Origin of the sequence: Lysobacter sp. KIS68-7 (assembly GCF_021284745.1) — a bacterium.
GTDB lineage: Bacteria > Pseudomonadota > Gammaproteobacteria > Xanthomonadales > Xanthomonadaceae > Noviluteimonas.
Genome location: NZ_CP089925.1, coordinates 2,066,306 through 2,086,759, shown reverse-complemented (window position 1 = coordinate 2,086,759; position 20,454 = coordinate 2,066,306). Strand labels below are relative to the sequence as shown.

Sequence of the window (20,454 nt, the reverse complement as noted above, 5' to 3'; positions counted from 1 at the left end):
GAGTGCTGTTCAGGAGGATGAGCAGGCGCCTGCGCGCCGCCGCGCGCGCAGGCTGGTGACGGACGTATTTGTCCCCACCTTTTCGGCTACGCTCAGTGGTTCGGCCACGGCTCCCGCTCACGGACTCCTCTTTCGATGGCGATGGATTTCATCCGCATCCGCGGCGCGCGGACGCACAACCTCAAGAACCTGGACATCGACCTGCCCAGGGAGAAGCTGATCGTCATCACCGGCCTGTCCGGTTCGGGCAAATCGTCGCTGGCCTTCGACACCATCTATGCCGAAGGGCAGCGTCGCTACGTCGAATCGCTGTCGGCCTACGCGCGGCAGTTCCTGAGCGTGATGGAGAAGCCCGACGTCGACCACATCGAGGGGCTGAGCCCGGCGATCGCGATCGAACAGAAGGCGACCTCGCACAACCCGCGCTCCACCGTCGGCACCATCACCGAGATCTACGATTACCTGCGCTTGCTGTTCGCGCGCGTGGGCACCCCGCGTTGCCCCGACCACGGCTATCCGCTGGAAGCGCAGACCATCAGCCAGATGGTCGACCAGGTGCTGGCCCTCGGCCGCGACCCGAAGCTCGCCGAGCAACGCTGGATGCTGCTCGCGCCGGTGATCCGCGAACGCAAGGGCGAGCACGCGCAGGTGTTCGAACAACTGCGCGCGCAGGGTTTCGTGCGCGTGCGCGTGGATGGCGTGCTGCACGAAATCGACGCCGTCCCGCCGCTCGCGCTGCGCCAGAAGCACACGATCGAAGCGGTGATCGACCGCTTCAAGGTCCGCGAGGACCTCAAGCAGCGCCTGGCCGAATCCTTCGAGACCGCGCTGAAGCTCGGCGACGGCATGGCCATCGTGCAGGCGATCGACGACACGAACGCCGCGCCGCTGCTGTTCTCGTCGAAGTACAGCTGCCCGGTGTGCGACTACTCGCTGCCGGAGCTCGAGCCGCGCCTGTTCTCGTTCAACTCGCCGGTGGGCGCGTGCCCGACTTGCGACGGCCTGGGCGTGAGCCAGTTCTTCGATCCCTCGCGCGTGGTCGTGCATCCGGAGCTCTCGCTCGCCGCGGGCGCCGTGCGCGGATGGGATCGCCGCAACGTCTACTACTTCCAGCTGATCGCTTCGCTCGCGCGCCACTACGGCTTCGACGTCGACGCCGCGTGGCAGGAGCTGGACGAAGAACAGCGCAACGCCGTGCTGCATGGCAGCGGCAACGACACGATCACCTTCACCTACCTCACCGAAGCGGGCGGGCGCACGCAGCGCAAGCACAAGTTCGAAGGGATCCTGCCGAACCTCGAACGCCGCTACAAGGAAACCGAAAGCGCCGCGGTGCGCGAGGAACTCGCCAAGTACATCAGCGAGCGCGCGTGCGTGGAATGCGGTGGCGCGCGCTTGAACCGCTCCGCGCGCAACGTGTTCGTCGCGGACAAGCCGCTGTCGGACATCGTGGTGCTACCGGTCGATGAAGCGCTCACCTTCTTCCACCACCTCGAACTGCCCGGCTGGCGCGGCGAGATCGCGGTCAAGATCGTCAAGGAAATCGGAGAGCGCCTGCGCTTCCTCGTCGACGTGGGCCTGGATTACCTGACGCTCGAACGCAAGGCCGACACGCTCTCCGGCGGCGAAGCGCAGCGCATCCGCCTTGCTTCGCAGATCGGTGCCGGCCTGGTGGGCGTAATGTACGTGCTCGACGAGCCTTCGATCGGCCTGCACCAGCGCGACAACGAACGCCTGCTCGGCACGCTGACGCGCTTGAGGGACCTGGGCAACACCGTCATCGTCGTCGAGCATGACGAAGACGCGATCCGCCTGGCCGACCACATCGTCGACATCGGCCCCGGTGCAGGCGTGCATGGTGGCGAGATCGTCGCGCAGGGCGTGTTCGCCGACATCCTCAAGGCACCGCGCTCGCTCACCGGCCAGTACATGAGCGGCAAGAAGCAGATCGCCGTGCCGGCGCACCGCCACAAGCCGAACAAGAAGATGCAGTTGCATCTGTCCGGCGCGACGGGCAACAACCTCAAGAACGTCGACCTCGAGATTCCCGCGGGCCTGTTCACCGCCATCACCGGCGTGTCGGGTTCCGGCAAGTCGACGCTGATCAACGACACGCTCTACGCGCTGGCCGCCAACGAGATCAACGGCGCCTCGCACAAACCCGCGCCGTATCGCGAAGTGAACGGCCTGGACCTGTTCGACAAGGTCGTCGACATCGACCAGTCGCCGATCGGCCGCACGCCGCGTTCGAATCCGGCGACCTACACCGGCTTGTTCACGCCGCTGCGCGAGCTCTTCGCTTCCGTGCCCGAATCGCGTGCGCGCGGTTATTCGCCGGGGCGTTTCAGTTTCAACGTGCGCGGTGGCCGTTGCGAGGCGTGCCAGGGCGACGGCCTGATCAAGGTCGAGATGCACTTCCTGCCGGACGTGTACGTGCCCTGCGATGTCTGCCACGGCAAGCGCTACAACCGCGAAACGCTGGAGATCCTCTACAAGGGCTACAGCATCCACGACGTGCTGGAGATGACGGTCGAAGATGCGCTCTCGCTGTTCGAACCGGTGCCCGCAATCGCACGCAAGCTCGAAACACTGGTGGACGTGGGCCTGACCTACGTGAAGCTCGGCCAGCCGGCGACCACGCTCTCGGGTGGTGAAGCGCAGCGCGTGAAGCTGTCGAAGGAACTCTCGCGGCGCGATACCGGCCGCACGCTCTACATCCTCGACGAGCCCACCACCGGCCTGCACTTCCACGACATCGAGCATCTGCTCGCCGTGCTGCACAAGCTGCGCGACGACGGCAATACGATCGTGGTGATCGAGCACAACCTGGACGTCATCAAGACGGCGGACTGGGTGATCGACCTCGGCCCCGAAGGCGGCCATCGCGGCGGCATGATCCTCGCGGCGGGCACGCCGGAGGACATCGCCGGCATCGGGCATTCGCACACCGGGCGCTTCCTCGCGAAGGTGCTCGGCACGGAAGCCAAGCCGACGAAGCCTGCGCCCTCGCCGCGACCGGAAGCCCCGCGCCCGCCGACCAAGGCTGAAAAGGAAGAGGCGAAGAAGGCCGCGAAGAAGGCGGCGAAGGATGCCAAGCCGGGCAAGCGGAAGTCCGCTGCATGAGCGAGCCCGCGCGCACGGCCTTGTTCCGCATGCCCATGGCGTTGCGCTGGCGCGACCTGGACGCGTTCAACCACGTCAACAATTCCACCTTCCTCACGTTCCTGGAGGAAGCGCGCATCCGTTGGTTCGAATCGCTGCAGCGCGAATGGTTGAACGACACGATGATGCCGCTGCTGGCAGCGGTGCAATTGAACTACCGCGCGCCGATTCCCTACCCCGCGGACGTCGAGGTGTCGCTGTTCGCCGATCGCGCGGGCAACACGAGCGTGACGATCGGCCATCGCATCGAATCGCCGGACGGCGCGACGCTCTACGCCGACGGCCACGTGGTGATGGTGTGGATCGATCCGTCGACCGGGCGACCGATCCCGTTGCCGGACGCAGTGCGCGAAATGGCGAACGCCGCCAGCGCGCCTTAGGGCGCGACGGCGTCAGGCGCGCGCACGTCGAACTCGCCGCGCACCACGCGCCCGTCCTGCAGCGGGAATTCGATCACGACCTTGCTGCCGACCTTCAGCGGCGCATGCGGATCCATCAGCATCAGGTGCAGGCCGCCGGGCTTGAGCACGGCCGCGTCGTCGGGTGCGATGCGCAACTCGGGCACCGCGCGCATGCGGTTCACGCCGTCGACGATCTTCGTCTCATGCAACTCGGCGCTGTCGTAGGCGGGACTGCGCGCACCGACGATGGTGGCCGGCATCGCGCACTTGTTCTCGATGCGGCCGAAGCCAGCGTGCATGGGCATGCCGCCGGGCACCAGGCGGATCCAGCCTTCGCGAACGACGGGAACGCAATCGGCCTTGCCTTTCGCGCACGCGGGCGCAACGGCAGAGGCGGCGAGGATGAGGGCGAAGGTGGCGCGGCGAAGGATTTCCATGCGGCCTATGATACCGGTCGCCCCCACGAAAGGATGCCCGAATGTCGCTCGTCGAACGCATCGATCACGGCCCCATCGTCGAACTGAAGCTGGCGCGCCCGCCGGTCAACGCGCTGAATCCGGCGCTGTGCAATGACCTGCGCGAAGCCCTCGCCGCCGCGGTGCGCGACGGCGCGCAGGGCATCGTGCTGTCGGGCGGCCCGAAGGTATTTTCGGCGGGCCTGGACGTGCCCTACCTGCTCTCGCTCGGCGACGATCGCGCCGCGCTGATGACCGCGTGGTCGGCGTTCTTCGATTGCGCACGTGCGATCGCCGAAACACCGGTGCCGGTCGTGGCCGCGCTGGCCGGCCATGCGCCCGCGGGCGGATGCGTGCTCGCGTTGTGCTGCGACTACCGCGTGATGGCGGAAGGCCCCTATCGCCTCGGGCTCAACGAAACCCAGGTGGGCCTGGTCGCGCCGGAAGGCGTGCAATGGTTGATGCGTCGCGTCGTCGGCCTGCATCGCGCGGAGCGCTTGCTCGTCGCCGGCGAAATGCTCGACAGCGCGCAGGCGCATGCGATCGGCCTGGTGGACGAACTGACGGACATCGACAACGTCGCTACGCGCGCGCGCCTGTGGCTCGAAGCGCTGATCGCGTTGCCGCGCGAACCGATGCTGCGCACGCGTGCGATTTCGCGCGCGGATGTCGTGGCGGCGATGCAGCCGGAGCGGATCCAGCTCGCATCGTTCGTGGATGCATGGAGCCAGCCCGATACGCAGGCCGGCCTGAAGGCGTTGATTGCGCGACTCGGGAAGTAAGCCTCAGGCCCCGGTCGCGATCTGCCTCGACGGATCGGAGATCCAACCGCTCCACGAGCCCGTGTACAAGCGCGCGCCGCGCAGGCCCGCGCGTTCCATCGCCAGCAAGTGGTGGCAGGCCGTCACGCCCGAGCCGCACATCACCATCGTTTCCTCCGCCGTCTTGCCGCCAAGCAGCGCGCGGAATTCGTCGGCGAGCTGCATGGGCGTCTTGAAGCGCCCGTGGTCGTCGAGGTTGGTCGGGAACGGACGACTCACCGCGCCGGGCACGTGCCCCGCGACGCGATCGATCGTTTCGTTCTCGCCGCGGAAGCGGTCCGCACCGCGTGCATCGATCAACACTTCGCCCGCAGCGAGGCGTTGCTGCACGTCGTCGGCATCGAGCAGGCGCGAGGTGTCGAAGGTGCCGTTGTAGCGGGTGGTGATCGGTCGCTTCACGCTCGAATCGACGGGCAGGCCGAGCGCCGTCCAGCGCTTCCAACCGCCGTCGAGCACGGCCACTTTCTCGTGCCCGAGTTCGCGCATCAGGAACCAGAAACGCGCCGCGTGCGCGCCTTCGCCATCGTCGTAGGCGATCACCTGCGTCTGCGGCGAAATCCCCCACTCGCCGAGCTTGGTGGTGAAGGTCCCCGCGTCCGGCCACGGGTGGCGGCCGACGCCCTGCTTGCCGATGTTCGACAGGTCGCGGTCCAGGTGCGCGTACACCGCGTTGGGCAGGTGCCCGATCAGGTAGGCGCTTTCGCCGGCACCGGGGTTCTGGATGGAGAACCGGCAATCGACGATCGCGATGTCGGGGCGCCCGAGGGCGATCGCGAGCGTTTCCGCCTGCACGAGGGTGGTCCAGCCGGTCATGTGCCTCTCCTTGTCGGACGTCGCGTCGCGGGCTCAGCCCGGGACGGTGGTCGTGGCAATGCGTTCCCTGAGATTGAAGAGGATCGAGGCGGTCGCGCCCCAGATCCGTTGCCGCGGGTTACCCCTATCCACGAATTCCAGCACCTTGCGCGGCCGTCCGTCGGGAATCGGACGACCCAGGATGGCGGAAACATCGGTGGCGAGCAGGTTGCGCGGGTCGAGCAGGTAGTCGAGCGGAACCTCGAAGACTTCGGCCACCTCGCCCGGATCCGGGCGTGCCACGAACTCCGGCGCGACGATGCCCACCACGGGCAGCACCCGGAAGCCGGTGATCGTGCACAGCGGATCCAGGAAGCCGACGGGCGAGACGCGTTCGGGCGACAGGCCGATTTCCTCGAAGCTCTCGCGCAACGCCGCGGCGATGGCGTCGCGGTCGTCGGATTCGATGCGCCCGCCGGGGAAGCTCACTTGGCCGGCGTGGTGCCGCAGGTCGTCGGTGCGGCGCGTGAGCAGCACCTGCCATCCCGCGTCGCGCGCGACCAGGCCGACGAGCACCGCGGCTTCGCGCCAGGGAAGATCGGGCAGCAGGCCCACGAGTTCGGCGTGGTTCCAGCCCGGCCCGGTCGGCGGATGTTCGACCGGATGCAACACGGCGCGCAGGTGGGGAAGGTCCAGCCCGATCATCGCGTGTCGGATGGCGCGCGCATCGGCAACACCACGTCCATCAGGCGCAGGCGCTCGTCGTCGTTCATCTGGCCCCAGCGCGCGATCTCCGCGGTCGTGCGGCGGCAACCGACGCACAGCCCGCGCTCGTCGAGCTGGCATACGCCGATGCAAGGGCTGAGGACTGCGCGGAAGGACGACGAATACACGTGGGGAGTCTGCAACAGGTCCGTGTTGAAAAAGAGAACGCCGGCGCGGGGCCGGCGTTCTTTGTACATCGTGCTGCTGGCGATTACTTGACGCTGACCAGCTTCACTTCGAACGAGACAGCGACGTTCGGCGGGAACGGCGAACGCGGGTTCGCACCGTAGGCCTTGTCCGGCGGGAGGAAGACTTCCCACTTCGAACCGGCCGGCATCTGCTGCAGCGCTTCGCGCATGCCGGTCATCTCGACGTCGCTCATCTTGATGCCGGAGAGCGGCTGGGCCTTGGCGTTGGCGGCTTCCGGCGGACGCTGGCCGTAACCGAACGGGCCGAGGACTTCGAGGTCGACGGTGCTGCCGGTGGTCGGCTTGGCGCCGGTGCCGCTTTCGATCACGCGGTACTGCACGCCGCTCGGCAGGGTCTTGATGCCGGGCTTCGCCTTGTTCTGGGCCAGGAACGAGTCGCTCTTGGTCTTGTTCTCGGCGGCGGCCTTTTCATACGCAGCCTTGGCCTGTTCCATCTTGGCCTGCTGGCGCTTCTGCATGGCCTGCACGGCCGGGCGCATCTGTTCTTCGGTGACGGACGGCTGCTTCTTGGCGTAACCGTCCTGCATGGCCTTGTACACCGTCGGCAGGTCGACCTGCTCGCCGCTGTCTACGAGGTCGCGGCCGAACTGGTAGCCGAAGTAGTAACTGACCTTGCCCTTCTCGGTCGTGGTGTCCTGTGCGGACGCGACGCCGGCCGTCAGGGTCAGGGCCGCCATGGCGGCGGCGAGCAAACGCAACTTCATTCGGGTACGACCTCTCTGAAAAAGGAATGCCCGTCCGTTGGTCCCGGAAGGGCGCGCTAGGATAGCGGCGCCAGCGCTGAATCGCTACTGACGACCGGGCCCTGTGACCGGGCCCCGAGCGCGAAGTTCCGCACGGTTTGAAAACCCCGCATTCCGACCCTCACGAGCCTCCTGGAATCCCCATGTCCGACCCCGTCCTGCTCACCGCCGACCGCGGCGCCGTTCGCGTTTTCACAGTGAATCGCCCGGACAAGCTGAACGCCTTGAACGCCGCCACCCTCGATGCCCTGCACCAGGCCTTCGACACGGCCGCTTCGGATCCGGCAGTGCGCGCCATCGTGCTCACCGGCAGCGGCCCGAAGGCCTTCGTGGCCGGCGCCGACATCGCCGAGATGAACACCTTGTCCCCGGTCGACGGTCGCGACTTCTCCCTGCGCGGGCAACGGATGATGCGGCGCGTGGAGAAGATGCCCAAGCCCGTCATCGCCATGATCAACGGCTTCGCCCTCGGCGGCGGGCTGGAGCTCGCGATGAGCTGCCACCTGCGCATCGCCGCGGACACCGCCAAGGTCGGCCAGCCCGAGATCAACCTCGGCCTGATCCCGGGCTTCGGCGGCACGCAGCGCCTGCTGCGCCTGGCCGGTCGCGCCGCGACGCTCGAGCTGTGCCTGGCCGGTGCGCCGATCGACGCCGCGCGCGCCATGCAGTTGGGCATCGTCAACCGCGTCGTTCCCGCTGCCGAACTCGAAGCGCAGACGATGGCGCTGGCCGACCAGTTCGCCAACGCCGCACCGCTCGCGCTGCGCGGCATCCTGGATTGCATCAACGTCGGCGGCGAGTGCGGCATCGAAGAAGGCCTGGAATACGAAAGCGCGCAGTTCGGCCTGATGTTCTCCACGCAGGACATGCGCGAAGGCACCAGCGCGTTCCTCGAACGTCGCAAGCCCGCGTTCTCCGGCCGCTGATGGTCGCGTGCGTGCAATGCGGATGCGCGGCGGCCGACGGGCACGCCGCGCATCGCATCGTCGCCGCACTGCGCGTCGACGACCTCGATGGCGCGATCGACGCCGGCTTGCTCGATGCGATCGAATGCAGCGCGTGCACGCCCGCGTGCCGCGCAGCGCTTGCGCATGCACGCGAGGAACGCCACAACGCCCTCGCGGCACGCGAACGCTTCCGCGACCGCACGCTGCGCCTGGCACGTCGCCAGCGCGAGCGCGATGCGAAGCGTGCACCGCTGCAAGCGACCGCCACCTCCGCACCCGCCCTGCCCCCGGCCGCCGCCGCCGCGCTCGCGCGCGCCAAGGCCCGCGCCGCGCAACACAAACCCGACTGACAGCATGGCCGTCGCAAAGAAGAAGCCGCGCACGCGTCGCAGCAAACTTACGCGCGCCGAAATCACCGAACTCTTCACGCGCCTGCGCGAGCTCAACCCCAGGCCGACCACCGAACTCGAATACACCACGCCCTTCGAACTGCTGGTCGCCGTCGTGCTCTCCGCGCAGGCCACCGACGTCGGCGTGAACAAGGCCACGCGCAAGCTCTTCCCCGTCGCCAACACGCCGGCCGCACTGGTGGCGCTCGGTGAAGAGAAGCTCAAGCGCCATATCGCGACCATCGGCCTGTTCAACACCAAGGCCGCGAACGTGATCGCACTCAGTCGCACGCTGGTCGAGCAATACGACAGCCAGGTGCCGCGCACGCGCGAAGCCCTCGAAGCCCTGCCCGGCGTCGGCCGCAAGACCGCGAACGTGGTGCTGAACACCGCGTTTGGTGAGGCGACCATGGCGGTGGACACCCACATCTTCCGCGTCGCCAACCGCACCGGCCTTGCGCCCGGCAAGGATGTGCGACAAGTGGAAGACAACCTCCTTCACGTCGTCCCGGAGGAGTTCCTGCGCGACGCCCACCACTGGCTGATCCTGCACGGCCGCTACACCTGCACCGCGCGCAAGCCCAATTGCCCGGGCTGCCCGATCCGCGATCTATGCCGCTACAACGAGAAAACGCTTGCACCAGCTTCTGACGCGCCGGTGTCACGCGGTCGCAACTTGTCACAATAACGAAAGATTCACGCCCTACGCTGCGCGGCGTCCTCACCCAACCCGCCCGAAGGGCAATACCATGAATCTGACCCGCAGCACCCTGTCCCTCGCGCTGCTCGGCGCGCTCGGCTTCTTCGCCGCTCCTGCCGCCCACGCGCAGGTCGCCATCGACGTGATCGGCGATTCCGAAGTGACGTTCGAAGGCCTCGTCCAGGCCGACCTGGACTGGTATTCCGAAGACTTCGCCCAGCTCAGCTCCGACGGCCCCGACGGCGGCGACGGCGACTATGAAATGCGCCGCGCCGAACTCGTGCTCAAGGGCAAGGGCCCGGGCAACATCGAGTGGGTGGCCGGTTACGACGCGAAGGCCGACAAGTGGCTCGACCTCAACGCGAAATACAAGATCCAGGGCAACGCGAACCACTTCTTCCAGATCGGCCAGTTCAAGCAGCTGAACTCGTTGGAAGAACTGTCGTCGACGAAGAACAATGACTTCGTTGCGAAGGCCTCGGTCACCAACACCTTCGGCATCGCCCGCCGCCTGGGCGCGATGTACCAGTACGGCGACAACAACTGGGCGATCGCCGGCAGCTGGTTCACGCGCGAGCTGACCGAGCACCCGTCGCCGACGCCGCACGGCAACGGTTGGGGCGTGCGCGGTTACTGGGCGCCGATCAACACCGCCGGCTCGATCCTGCACCTCGGCCTGTCGTACAACGACTACGACACCGACAGCGACACCGTGCAGTGGCGCGCCCGCCCGCTGGCCGACCTGTCGAACCGCATCGTCGACACCGGCAACCTGCGCAACACCGACCGCATCTCGACGCTGGGCTTCGAATCGTTCTGGGTGACCGGTCCGTTCAAGCTGCAGGGCGAGTACATGAAGTCGGACACCTCGCGCTACAACTCGGCCGCGGGTGACTTCTCCGGTTCGGCCGGCTACATCTCGGGCCTCTGGAACATCACTGGCGAGACCTGGGGTTACAAGAACGGCACGCCGACCACCCCGCTGCCGAACAACCCGGCCGGCGGCATGTGGCAGGTGGGCCTGCGCTACGACACGATCGACCTGAACGACGGCGAGATCGTCCCGGGCGCCACGCCGACGTCCCCGCCCCGCGTGGTCGGTGCGCTCGGCGGCGAAATGGACTCCTGGACCTTGGGCGTCAACTGGTACTGGCGCTCGAACTTCAAGTTCATGCTGAACTACGTGATCGTGGACAGCTCGAAGTTCATCGGCACCACCAGCGCGACCTACGCGAACGACCCGGCCAACAACAACGTTGCCTTCAACCGCATCGTGAACGACAAGCCGGACATCCTGGAAGCCCGCTTCCAGTTCTACTGGTAAGCACACGTTCGGACCGACGATCAGGGGTCCAGGAAGGGGCGCGGCGAAAGCCGCGCCCTTTCCTTTTGTAACGCGCCCCTGCTGTGTCACACGCCTGTCATCCACGAAACATCGGGCTGTCATCCAATCGTTATGGAATGCCGACATCCGGGCGACAGAGCCCGTGTCCCGCTTCTATCAAGCAATAAACCTCCAGGAGACATCCCGTGTCCCGCTTCGCTCCGATCCGCATCACCGCCCTCTCGCTGGCCCTCGTCGTCGCCGGCGGTTTCGCCTCCGCCGCCAACGCCGCCGACGTCACGGGTGCCGGCGCTTCGTTCGTCTATCCGATCATGTCCAAGTGGTCGTCCGACTACGCGAAGGCCTCCAACAAGAAGGTCAACTACCAGTCGATCGGCTCGGGCGGCGGCATCGCCCAGATCAAGGCCGGCACGGTGGACTTCGGTTCGTCCGACGCCCCGATGAAGCCGGAAGAACTCGCCAAGTTCGGCCTCGCGCAGTTCCCGTCGGTGATCGGCGGCGTCGTGCCGGTCGTCAACGTCCCCGGCATCCAGGCCGGTGCGCTGAAGCTTGACGGCCCGCTGCTGGCCGACATCTTCCTCGGCAAGGTCACGATGTGGAACGACCCGCGCATCGTCGAACTCAATGGCGGCCTGCAGCTGCCGGCGAAGAAGATCACGATCGTGCACCGCTCCGACGGTTCGGGCACCACCTTCAACTTCGTCAACTACCTGTCCAAGGTGAGCCCGGAGTGGAAGGCGAAGGTCGGCGAAGGCACGGCCGTGAAGTGGCCGACCGGCATCGGCGGCAAGGGCAACGAAGGCGTCGCCGCGTACGTGAAGCAGATCAACGGCGGCATCGGCTACGTCGAAATGTCGTACGCGCTGCAGAACAAGATGACCTACTCGCGCATGAAGAACTCGGCCGGCAACTTCATCGTGCCGAGCAACGACAGCTTCCAGGCCGCCGCCGACAGCGCCGACTGGGCGAACGCGAAGGACTTCTACCTGGTGATGACGAACGCCCCGGGCGCGCAGGCCTGGCCGATCACCGCCACCAATTTCATCCTGATGTACAAGCAGCCGAAGAACGCCGCGGGCGCCAAGAACGCCAAGGAATTCTTCGACTGGGCGTACGCGAACGGCGACAAGGCCGCGACGGACCTCGACTACGTGCCGCTGCCCGACGCGCTGGTGAAGCAGATCGAAGCGTATTGGTCGCAGAACCTGAAGTACTGACCGGAACCCCCTCCCACGGTCTGGTGACGGGAACGCGGGCTTCGGCCCGCGTTCTTTTTGCCCGGCGCGGGCCGAAACCGTAATCCCTCCCGGCTGTAATCCGGGTGTCACGGAACTGCCACACGCTAACGCGCATGAATTCCATCGCCCTGCCCACTGCCTCCGCCCATGACGATCGCGCCGCGCGCGACGTCCGCAACGACCGCCGCTTCGCCTGGATCGTCGGGACCGCCGGCGTGTTCGTTCTGGTGTCGCTGATCGCCGCTGCGTTCTCGATGCTCTGGGGCGGCCGCCTGGCCTTCCAGACCTTCGGGCTGAAATTCCTCTGGACCGACGCGTGGGACCCGGTCAACCAGGTCTTCGGCGCGCTCGTGCCGATCTACGGCACGGTGGTCACCGCCTTCCTCGCCATGCTCATCGCCGTACCGGTGAGCTTCGGCATCGCGATGTTCCTCACCGAGATCGCGCCGAAGTGGTTGCGCGGGCCGGTGGGTGCCGCGATCGAACTGCTCGCCGGCATCCCGTCGATCATCTACGGCATGTGGGGCCTGTTCGTGCTCGTCCCCGTGCTCTCCGAACACGTGTATCCCTGGGTCGACGAACACATGGGCCAGTGGCCGCTCGTCGGCCAGTTCTTCGCCGGCCCGCCGATGGGCCTGGGCATGGGCACCGCGGGCCTGGTGCTTGCGATCATGGTCATCCCCTTCATCGCCTCGGTGATGCGCGAGGTGTTCCTCACCGTGCCGGGCCGCCTGAAGGAATCGGCGTACGCACTCGGCTCCACGCGCTGGGAAGTGGTGTGGGACGTGGTGCTGCCCTACACGCGCTCGGCGGTGATCGGCGGCATCTTCCTGGGCCTGGGCCGCGCGCTCGGCGAAACGATGGCGGTCACCTTCGTGCTGGGCAACGCGCACGAACTCACCACCTCGCTGCTGATGCCGGGCAACTCGATCGCCGCGACCATCGCCAATGAATTCGCCGAAGCCGATTCGGAGATGTATCGCAGCTCCCTCATCGCACTCGGCTTCGTCCTCTTCCTCGTGACCTTCACCGTGCTGACCATCGCCCGCCTGATGCTGCGCCAACTGTCGAAGAAGGAGGGCAACTGATGTACACGCTCTCCGCCGACACGCTGTACCGCGCGCGCCGCGCGAAGAACATCGCCGCGCAGGTGCTCGCCACCTTCGCCACCCTCTTCGGTGTGTTCTGGCTCATCTGGATCGTGTGGACCACGCTGACCAACGGCCTCAACGCGCTCGACATCTCGCTGTTCACGGAGATGACCCCGCCGCCGGGCGAGGAAGGCGGCCTGCTCAACGCGATCTTCGGCAGCATCGCGATGAGTTTGCTGGGCATTCTGTTCGGTGCGCCGATCGGCGTGCTCGCCGGCACCTACCTGGCCGAATTCGCACGCACGCGTTTCACCGCACGCCTGGGCGAGACGATCCGGTTCGTCAACGACATCCTGCTGTCGGCGCCGTCGATCGTGCTGGGCCTGTTCGTCTACACGCTCGTGGTGGCGCCGATGGGGCACTTCTCCGCGCTCGCCGGTGCGATCGCGCTGGGCTTCATCGTGTTGCCGGTGGTGGTGCGCACGACGGATGAAATGCTGCGCCTCGTCCCCGCGCAGATGCGCGAAGCCGCGCTCTCGCTCGGCGTGCCGCAATGGAAGGTGACGGTGCAGGTGCTCTACCGCGCGTCGCTGCCGGGCATCGTCACCGGCATCCTGCTCGCGCTGGCCCGCATCTCCGGCGAAACCGCGCCGCTGCTGTTCACCGCCCTCAACAACCAGTACTGGACCACCGACCTGAACCAGCCGATGGCGAACGTTCCGGTCGTGATCTTCCAGTACGCGATGAGCCCGTTCGATAGTTGGCACACGCTCGCGTGGGCCGGTGCGTTCGTGCTCACCGTGTTCGTCCTCCTCGTTTCGCTTGCGGCACGCGCCATCGTGTCCCGTTCCCGCATCTCCCATGACTGACGTGACCATGACCCGCCTGGATCGGATCGACTCCATGAACGACGCTGTCCGCCCCTCCATTGCAACGCCGAACCGCGACGGCAGCCCGGTGATGTCCTCGCCGATCAAGCTGTCGGCGAAGGGCCTGGACTTCCATTACGACAAGTTCCACGCCGTGCGGAACATCCACCTGGACATCCCCGAAAAGCGCGTGACCGCGCTGATCGGACCGTCCGGTTGCGGCAAGTCCACGCTGCTGCGCGTGTTCAACCGCATCTACATGCTCTATCCGAAGCAATTCGCGACGGGCCAGGTGCTGCTGGACGGCGAGAACGTGCTGGATCCGAAGTACCCGCTCAACCGCCTGCGCAGCCGCGTCGGCATGGTGTTCCAGAAGCCCGTGCCGTTCCCGATGACCATCCACGAGAACGTGGCCTACGGCATTCGCCACCACGAGCGCCTGTCGAAGGCGGACATGGATGCGCGCGTCGAAGAAGCGCTGCGCCATGCCGCGTTGTGGGACGAGGTGAAGGACAAGCTGAAGCAGAGCGCGCTGGGCCTGTCCGGCGGCCAGCAGCAACGCCTGTGCATCGCGCGCGCCGTGGCGCTGCGCCCGGACGTGCTGCTGCTCGACGAACCGACCTCCGCGCTCGACCCGATCTCCACCTCGCGCATCGAACAGCTGGTGGAAGAACTCAAGCAGCGCTACACGATCCTGATCGTGACCCACAACATGCAACAGGCCGCGCGCGTCTCCGACTACACCGCCTTCATGTACCTGGGCGACCTGGTCGAGCACGGCACGACGGAAACCATCTTCTCCAACCCCTCGAAGCAGCAGACCGAGGATTACATCACCGGTAGATTCGGATGAGCACCATGCACGAACACATCGTAAAGAGCTACGACGACGAACAGCGCCGCCTGCTCGACGACATCCTGCGCATGGGCACCATGGCCGCCGCGCAGCTGGAAGCCGCGCTCGACGTGGTGGAGCGGCGCGACGACCGCGCGGCCGAACGCATCGTCGCCAACGACGAAGCGATCGACGCGATCGAGCGTTCGATCGACCACGACGTCATGCGCCTGGCCCTGCGCGGCCCGCTCGCGCGCGACCTGCGCGTGATCTTCGCGGCGACGAAGGTCGCGGCCGACATCGAACGCATCGGCGACTACGCCGCGAACGTGGCCAAGCGCTCGATGGCGCTCAACCTCTCCCCGCCGCTGCCGCACACGCGCGGCCTGGGCGCGGTGGGTCGCCTGGCCTTGCAGCAAGTGCGCGACGTGCTCGTCGCCTATCGCGACAACGACGCCGAAGCCGCGCAGCGCGTACGCGCCCGCGACGCCGAACTGGACACGCTCTACACCGGCCTGTTCCGCGAACTGCTGACCTACATGATGGAAGACGCGCGCGCGATCACGCCCTGCACGCATTTGCTGTTCATGGCGAAGAACCTCGAGCGCATCGGCGACCACGCCACCAACATCGCAGAGAACGTGTGGTTCCTGGTGCACGGCGAAGACGCCCTGCCCCCGCGCGAAAAGCGCGACGCCACCAACAGCGCCTGACCCCTCCCAAGGGTGGCACCGGGGACCGGAAGCAGACCGGAAGCTGCTTCCGGTCCCTTTTCTTTTGCCCGATCGCGGGCTGCCTCGATCACCCCCGCGCTGCTAGGCTTGCGCGATGACGGAAACCGATCCCCTGCAGTCGTCCTCCCCCGACACCGCCGCCCCGCCGTTCCGCCGCATGGCCGAGCGTTTCCGCGGCTACCTGCCGGTCGTCGTCGACGTGGAAACCGGCGGCTTCGAGTTCCAGAAGCACGCGCTGCTTGAAATGGCGGTGGTGCCGATCGACCTCGACGCCTACGGCCGCTACGTGCCTGGTGAAGTGGCGAGCGCGCATTTCGAACCCGCGCCTGGGCTGGAGATCGATCCGAAGTCGCTGGAGATCACGGGGATCCGACTCGACCATCCGTTCCGCTTTGCGAAGCAGGAGAAGGAAGGACTCGACCATGTGTTCGCCGCCGTGCGTGCAGCGGTGCGCAAGCATGGTTGCCAGCGCGCGATCCTCGTCGGACACAACGCGCACTTCGATCTGAACTTCCTCAACGCGGCCGTGGCGCGCACGCAGCACAAACGCAATCCGTTCCATCCCTTCAGCGTGTTCGACACGGTGACGTTGGGGGGCGTGGCGTACGGGCAAACGGTGCTGGGGCGCGCGTTGGCGGCAGCGGGGATCGCGTGGAACGGCGAAGAAGCGCACTCAGCGGTGTATGACGCCGAGAAGACGGCGGAGTTGTTCTGCAAGGTCGCGAACCAATGGGGAATCGGCTTCAGTCCGGCAGCTTCAACTTCCTGAGGAACGCCTTGTAGCGCGGATCGCCGATGATGCCGCGCATGAATCGGTCGCCCTTGATCTCCGTGGCGCCTGGGTCGCGCTGGTCGTAGGCGCGATCGAGCCACGCAAAGGCCAGATCTGCGTCGCCGCGGTAGGCATGCGCGCTTGCGATCTGATAGGCCGCCTCGCCGGCGTACTGGGCCTCGAGCGCCTTCAACGCCGCGTCCGACTCGCTGCGCCGGCCGCGTGCATTCGTCAGCGCCAGACCGTAGAGACGCCAGATGTCGTTCTTTTCCAGCTGCACTTCCTGCAGGGCGGCTTCGGTCTTGCCCTGCAGGAGCAAGGCTTGCGCGAGCGACTGGTGCCGCGCGGCGCCATCAGGATCGATGTCCATCGCCTTGCGAAACGCGGTCTCTGCCTCCGTGTCGCGGTTGACAGCCAGCAATGTGAGGCCGAGGTTGTTCCAGGAATTCGGCCGCAGCGGATCGCGTTCGATGGCCTTGTTCGCCAAGTCGATCGCTTCGTTCCAGCGTCCGGCGGTGGCCGCCACGCCGCTGAGCCGCCTGAGGGCTTCCGAGTTGCCGGGCTCGAGATCCAGCGCCCTGCGAAGACTGGCATCTGCGGCTGTCCAGTCCCAGTCGAACGAAAGTTGGACCTCGCCCATCGCCACGTGCGCGTCGGCGAGCCGTGGGTCGAGCGCCAACGCTTTTTCCGCGGCTTCGCGCGCGCGCTCGAATCCGCCCGCAGTCGGCACGAAACCGGAGTCGGCTTGCCGCGCGTAGGCCTGCGACAGGCCCGACCAGGCCGGGGCGTAACCGGGATCGCGCTCGGTTGCGCGCTGGAAGTAATCGACTGCCTTCGCGATGTCCTCCTTGCCCCGACGCTGGAGGAAGAAGCGCCCCTGCAGCACGAGATTGTAGGCCTCCGGATCCACCGGCCTGGAACGCGTCGCGGAGGTCGTGCCGAGCAGACTGACCTTCAGCGCCTTGACCACCTCGCCTGCGATGTCGTCCTGCACGGCGAAGATGTCGTCGAACGTGCGGTCGTAGGTCTGCGACCAGACGTGGTAGCCATCCGACGCCTTGATCAACTGCGCGGTGATGCGCACTTTGTTACCGGACCTGCGCACGCTGCCTTCGAGCACGTGGGCGACGTTGAGCTGCTTCGCCACGTCCTGCAGGTCGACTCGCTCGCCCTTGAACTTGAAGGCCGACGTGCGCGCGGCCACGCGCAGTTCGGGCACCTTGGCCAGCAAGTTGAGCAACTCTTCCGACAGGCCATCGGCGAAATATTCCTGGTCCTTGGCCGCGCTCATGTCGACGAACGGAAGCACCGCGATGGACTTGGCGGCTGCCTGCACAGTCGGCTGCGTGGGCCGCGCACTTGCTTGCGTGGCGGCCGCGATGGGCGTTGTACGCGGAGCGAAGCGCTGCCCGATCATCATCACGATGGCGATCGCCGCCAGCGCACCGATCAGGTAATTGATCTTGCGGCCGGTTTCGCGAGTGATCGACGCGTTGCGATCGACTTCGTGCTCGCGCTTCAGTCCTTCAGGGGTCAGCTCGTAGACCCAGGAAAAGATCAACGCCAGGGGGAAGCCCAGTACGAGCAAACCGAAGACGAACTTGCTGGTCCACGCGGGCAGCGCGAGCACACCGAAGAGCACCTCGGCCACCTGCAGGATGACCCAGGCCACGACGCCGTACAGCAGGGCGACGCGCACCACGTTGCGACGCTTGAGCTCCGAGACAATGGACACGGGTCCCGCCTTCTGGTGTCCCCTTCCGAGGGCAGACGTCCCGGAGGGGCCGAAGCGGCCAAGTCAGCGATTGAAGGCCTCGCGCCCCGACGACCCGCCTGAGTTCATCGAACCAGGAACGGGATCGCGAGCATGGCGGCGCACACGATCAACGAAGAGGTGAAGTAAGCGACGATCAACCACCAGTCGGCGCCATGCACGCGCCCTCGCATCCGCAACATCACCTGGAAGGGGAGTCGGTCCGTCGGAAGGTAGACGCCCCAGTCCACGAACTCGGCATAGTGCCCGGTGCGCTTGAGGCACAGGATGACCTCTTCGCGCAGGAACAGCGACGACACAACGCCGACAAAAAGGAGTGCGATGGCTGCAAGACCCAGCAGCACGGTCAGGCCGCGTCCGCTCGACGCTTGCGCCCTCGCCACAACCCATACGCACTCACCAACACCCACGCACTCTCCAGCACGAACACCGACACGTTGAACGTGCCGAACAACGACACGAGCACGCCCGCGGCGCCGAAGAGATTGAGCAACTGGTACGGCACGCCATCGCCACGCAGCTTCCCCATCTGCTGCCCCGCGAACGCGCCCAGGATCATCAACGTGCCGGTGAACCCGACGACGTCGTACCAGGCGAACGTCATTGCCGCTGCCTCACCGCTTCGAACAGCGCCACGCCGGTCGCGACCGACACGTTGAGGCTTTCGAACTCACCCGGCATCGGGATGCGCACGAGCTGGTCGCAGTGTTCGCGCGTGAGGCGGCGCAGACCGTCGGCTTCGCCGCCGAGCACGAGCGCGACGTTGCCCTTGAGGTCGAGCTTGTACAGCGAGGCCTCCGCGTCGCCGGCCAGGCCGTAGATCCACACGCCCTGCTGCTGCAGGTCGCGCAGGCAGCGCGCGAGGTTGGTGACGCGCACGACCGGGATGCTGTCGGCTGCGCCGGCGGATGTCTTGCGCACGGTGGCGTTGACCTGCACGGCTTTGTCCTTCGGGATCACGACCGCCGTGACCGCAGCGGCCGCGGCACTGCGCAGGCAGGCGCCGAGGTTGTGGGGGTCCTGCACACCGTCGAGCACCAGGACGAGGGCCTTGCCTTCGGCCGCGGCGACCAGCCCCTCGAGTTCGTCTTCGCCCCAGGTCTTCGCGGCCGCATAGCGGGCCACGGCGCCCTGGTGGCGCAGGCCGCCGGCGACGCCGTCGAGCGCGTTCTGCGCCACGCGGCGGACCTCGATGCCGGCCCGTCGGGCCTGGGTTTCGATCTCGCCGATGCGGGGGTTCTTGGCGCCGGCTTCGAGCAGGACCTCACGGACGTTCTCGGCGTCGTGCTCGACGGCGGAAGCGACGGCGTTGATGCCGGCGATCCATTGCGATTGCTTGTTCATAGGGGCGGCATTGTGCCCGAACCGGGGGCGCGGGCCATGCGAAGCGGCTGGTGGGTCAGCGAGCGGTTACACAGCTACGGCATCCATCCCGGCAGTTTCGCGGCCTGCTTCACCCACGTCGCCATCTGCTTCTCGTCGAACCCATCCTCGAACACGTCGACCCACCGCGTCTCTTTGCTCTTGGCGGTAAAGCCCGGCGGCATGGGCTTGAGCGATGCACCGTTGAAGAACGTCACCTTCACGAAGCGGTTGAACACGTGGAAGGACAGGAACCACCCCTGCCCTTCAATGCCGTAGAACGGCGAATTCCACTTCACTGCCTTGCGCGCCTTCGGCGCATTGCGCGCGATCAACGAATCCAGGCGTGCGCCGATGTCCTGCTTCCAACCGGGCATCGCCGAGATGTATTCCTGCACGGGCGCGTCGCCATCGGCCTTCGAGACCTGCGGGTTACCGCCGGAGAGCAGCCGCACGCTCTTCGCCGCAGGCTTGGCGGGTGCCGCCTTCGTCGCCTGCTTCGACTTGCCAGCGTTCGTCGCCACCGCGGCTTTGATCAACGCCTTGAACGCGCGCGCGTCGATCTTCGCGCCTTCACCGATGTCGATCGCGCGACGCGTGCCGCCCGTCAGGCTGGAATTGAACAGCCCCGTCGGATCCGGAACGCTCGCGCCCTTGGCGAAGGTGAGCTTCACCGCCTTCTGGTACGCCTCGCCGGTGCACACGATGCCGTCGTGCGACCACACGGGCACGCCCCACTTCCACTCCTCGGTGATCGCGGGATCGGCTTCGTGGATGAGCGCACGCATGCGCGCCAGGGTGTCGCCGCGCCAGCCCACGAGGTCCTTGATGCGCTGGTCGATCAGGCGCGGGGCGTCGGAGGCGGGGGCGGAGGCTTTCTTGACGACGAGCTTGGGGGCCTTGGTGACGGCCTTCTTTGCTGCGGGCTTCTTGGCGGCTGCCTTCTTTGCCGCGGCCTTCTTCACAACCTTCGCGGTCTTGCTCGACGTCTTGCTGGCCATCGCGGGGGGCTCCGACGGGGACGTAAGAGCGGCCGATTGTGCCTCAAGT

Annotated in this window: 21 protein-coding genes and 2 pseudogenes; 13 read left to right on the top strand and 10 right to left on the bottom strand. The window is 66.7% G+C overall.

Annotation, left to right across the window (positions count from 1 at the left end):
* The first annotated feature begins 135 nt into the window (after positions 1-135).
* Complete coding sequence (uvrA, locus tag LVB87_RS10160; RefSeq protein WP_232897857.1) at positions 136-3,123, top strand: excinuclease ABC subunit UvrA; 2,988 nt, start codon at positions 136-138, stop codon at positions 3,121-3,123.
* A complete protein-coding gene (locus LVB87_RS10155) occupies positions 3,120-3,542 on the top strand; it encodes a thioesterase family protein (RefSeq protein ID WP_232897856.1) in 423 nt (140 codons plus the stop codon). The genes uvrA and LVB87_RS10155 overlap by 4 nt, the downstream gene beginning before the upstream one ends.
* Here LVB87_RS10155 and LVB87_RS10150 read toward each other — a convergent pair.
* Positions 3,539-4,000 (bottom strand): copper chaperone PCu(A)C, encoded by a 462-nt coding sequence (locus LVB87_RS10150; RefSeq protein WP_232897855.1) that lies wholly within the window; start codon positions 3,998-4,000, stop codon positions 3,539-3,541. The genes LVB87_RS10155 and LVB87_RS10150 overlap by 4 nt on opposite strands.
* Positions 4,001-4,041: 41 nt before the next feature.
* Between LVB87_RS10150 and LVB87_RS10145 the strand changes: the two genes are divergently transcribed.
* Positions 4,042-4,800, top strand: a complete 759-nt coding sequence (locus LVB87_RS10145; protein ID WP_232897854.1) for an enoyl-CoA hydratase/isomerase family protein — start codon at positions 4,042-4,044, stop codon at positions 4,798-4,800.
* A 3-nt stretch (positions 4,801-4,803) separates the two neighbouring features.
* Here LVB87_RS10145 and LVB87_RS10140 read toward each other — a convergent pair whose 3' ends face one another.
* From LVB87_RS10140 to LVB87_RS10130, 3 genes and pseudogenes are all read right to left on the bottom strand, one after another.
* Positions 4,804-5,652: a sulfurtransferase gene (locus tag LVB87_RS10140; RefSeq protein WP_232897853.1), complete on the bottom strand. Its 849-nt coding sequence runs from the start codon at positions 5,650-5,652 to the stop codon at positions 4,804-4,806.
* 33 nt (positions 5,653-5,685) lie between these two features.
* A pseudogene (locus LVB87_RS10135) lies at positions 5,686-6,542 on the bottom strand (DUF1289 domain-containing protein).
* Between the two features lie 65 nt (positions 6,543-6,607).
* Complete coding sequence (locus tag LVB87_RS10130) at positions 6,608-7,309, bottom strand: FKBP-type peptidyl-prolyl cis-trans isomerase N-terminal domain-containing protein (protein ID WP_232897852.1); 702 nt, start codon at positions 7,307-7,309, stop codon at positions 6,608-6,610.
* Positions 7,310-7,491: 182 nt separating this feature from the next.
* Between LVB87_RS10130 and LVB87_RS10125 the strand changes: the two genes are divergently transcribed.
* The 10 genes from LVB87_RS10125 to rnt all read left to right on the top strand — a co-directional run bounded on the left by LVB87_RS10125 (position 7,492) and on the right by rnt (position 16,265).
* On the top strand, positions 7,492-8,274 hold the full coding sequence (locus tag LVB87_RS10125; protein WP_232897851.1) for an enoyl-CoA hydratase-related protein: 783 nt from the start codon (positions 7,492-7,494) through the stop codon (positions 8,272-8,274).
* A complete protein-coding gene (locus tag LVB87_RS10120; protein WP_232897850.1) occupies positions 8,274-8,645 on the top strand; it encodes a hypothetical protein in 372 nt (123 codons plus the stop codon). The genes LVB87_RS10125 and LVB87_RS10120 overlap by 1 nt, the downstream gene beginning before the upstream one ends.
* 4 nt (positions 8,646-8,649) lie before the next feature.
* Complete coding sequence (gene nth / locus LVB87_RS10115; protein ID WP_232897849.1) at positions 8,650-9,372, top strand: endonuclease III; 723 nt, start codon at positions 8,650-8,652, stop codon at positions 9,370-9,372.
* Between the two features lie 61 nt (positions 9,373-9,433).
* Complete coding sequence (locus tag LVB87_RS10110; protein WP_232897848.1) at positions 9,434-10,708, top strand: porin; 1,275 nt, start codon at positions 9,434-9,436, stop codon at positions 10,706-10,708.
* A 230-nt stretch (positions 10,709-10,938) separates the two neighbouring features.
* Complete coding sequence (gene pstS, locus LVB87_RS10105) at positions 10,939-11,946, top strand: phosphate ABC transporter substrate-binding protein PstS (protein ID WP_232900535.1); 1,008 nt, start codon at positions 10,939-10,941, stop codon at positions 11,944-11,946.
* A 134-nt stretch (positions 11,947-12,080) separates the two neighbouring features.
* Positions 12,081-13,055, top strand: coding sequence for a phosphate ABC transporter permease subunit PstC (pstC, locus tag LVB87_RS10100; RefSeq protein ID WP_232897847.1), 975 nt, complete (start codon positions 12,081-12,083; stop codon positions 13,053-13,055).
* Positions 13,055-13,927 carry a phosphate ABC transporter permease PstA gene (gene pstA / locus LVB87_RS10095; protein WP_232897846.1) on the top strand — a complete coding sequence of 291 codons (873 nt, stop codon included), beginning with the start codon at positions 13,055-13,057 and terminating at the stop codon, positions 13,925-13,927. Before pstC ends, pstA begins: the two co-directional genes overlap by 1 nt.
* Before the next feature lie 34 nt (positions 13,928-13,961).
* Positions 13,962-14,780 (top strand): phosphate ABC transporter ATP-binding protein PstB, encoded by an 819-nt coding sequence (gene pstB, locus LVB87_RS10090; RefSeq protein WP_232897845.1) that lies wholly within the window; start codon positions 13,962-13,964, stop codon positions 14,778-14,780.
* A complete protein-coding gene (gene phoU / locus LVB87_RS10085; protein ID WP_232897844.1) occupies positions 14,777-15,475 on the top strand; it encodes a phosphate signaling complex protein PhoU in 699 nt (232 codons plus the stop codon). Before pstB ends, phoU begins: the two co-directional genes overlap by 4 nt.
* A gap of 178 nt (positions 15,476-15,653) precedes the next feature.
* The gene (gene rnt, locus LVB87_RS10080; protein WP_232900534.1) at positions 15,654-16,265 is read left to right on the top strand and encodes a ribonuclease T; all 612 of its coding nucleotides are present in this window, start codon (positions 15,654-15,656) and stop codon (positions 16,263-16,265) included.
* Here rnt and LVB87_RS10075 read toward each other — a convergent pair.
* The 6 genes and pseudogenes from LVB87_RS10075 to LVB87_RS10050 form a co-directional block, all read right to left on the bottom strand.
* A complete protein-coding gene (locus tag LVB87_RS10075) occupies positions 16,240-18,003 on the bottom strand; it encodes a tetratricopeptide repeat protein (RefSeq protein WP_232897843.1) in 1,764 nt (587 codons plus the stop codon). The two genes, rnt and LVB87_RS10075, sit on opposite strands and share 26 nt — an antisense overlap.
* 104 nt (positions 18,004-18,107) lie before the next feature.
* Positions 18,108-18,386, bottom strand: a complete 279-nt coding sequence (locus LVB87_RS10070; RefSeq protein WP_232897842.1) for a hypothetical protein — start codon at positions 18,384-18,386, stop codon at positions 18,108-18,110.
* A 2-nt stretch (positions 18,387-18,388) separates the two neighbouring features.
* Positions 18,389-18,646 (bottom strand): hypothetical protein, encoded by a 258-nt coding sequence (locus LVB87_RS10065; protein ID WP_232897841.1) that lies wholly within the window; start codon positions 18,644-18,646, stop codon positions 18,389-18,391.
* Entirely contained in the window at positions 18,643-19,386 is a 744-nt protein-coding gene (rlmB, locus tag LVB87_RS10060) for a 23S rRNA (guanosine(2251)-2'-O)-methyltransferase RlmB (protein WP_232897840.1), read from the bottom strand. Before rlmB ends, LVB87_RS10065 begins: the two co-directional genes overlap by 4 nt.
* 74 nt (positions 19,387-19,460) lie before the next feature.
* On the bottom strand, positions 19,461-19,781 hold the full coding sequence (locus tag LVB87_RS10055; protein ID WP_232900533.1) for a DUF1801 domain-containing protein: 321 nt from the start codon (positions 19,779-19,781) through the stop codon (positions 19,461-19,463).
* Between the two features lie 117 nt (positions 19,782-19,898).
* Positions 19,899-20,249: pseudogene (locus LVB87_RS10050) on the bottom strand (DUF1801 domain-containing protein); the annotation flags it as partial.
* Positions 20,250-20,454 lie beyond the last annotated feature (205 nt).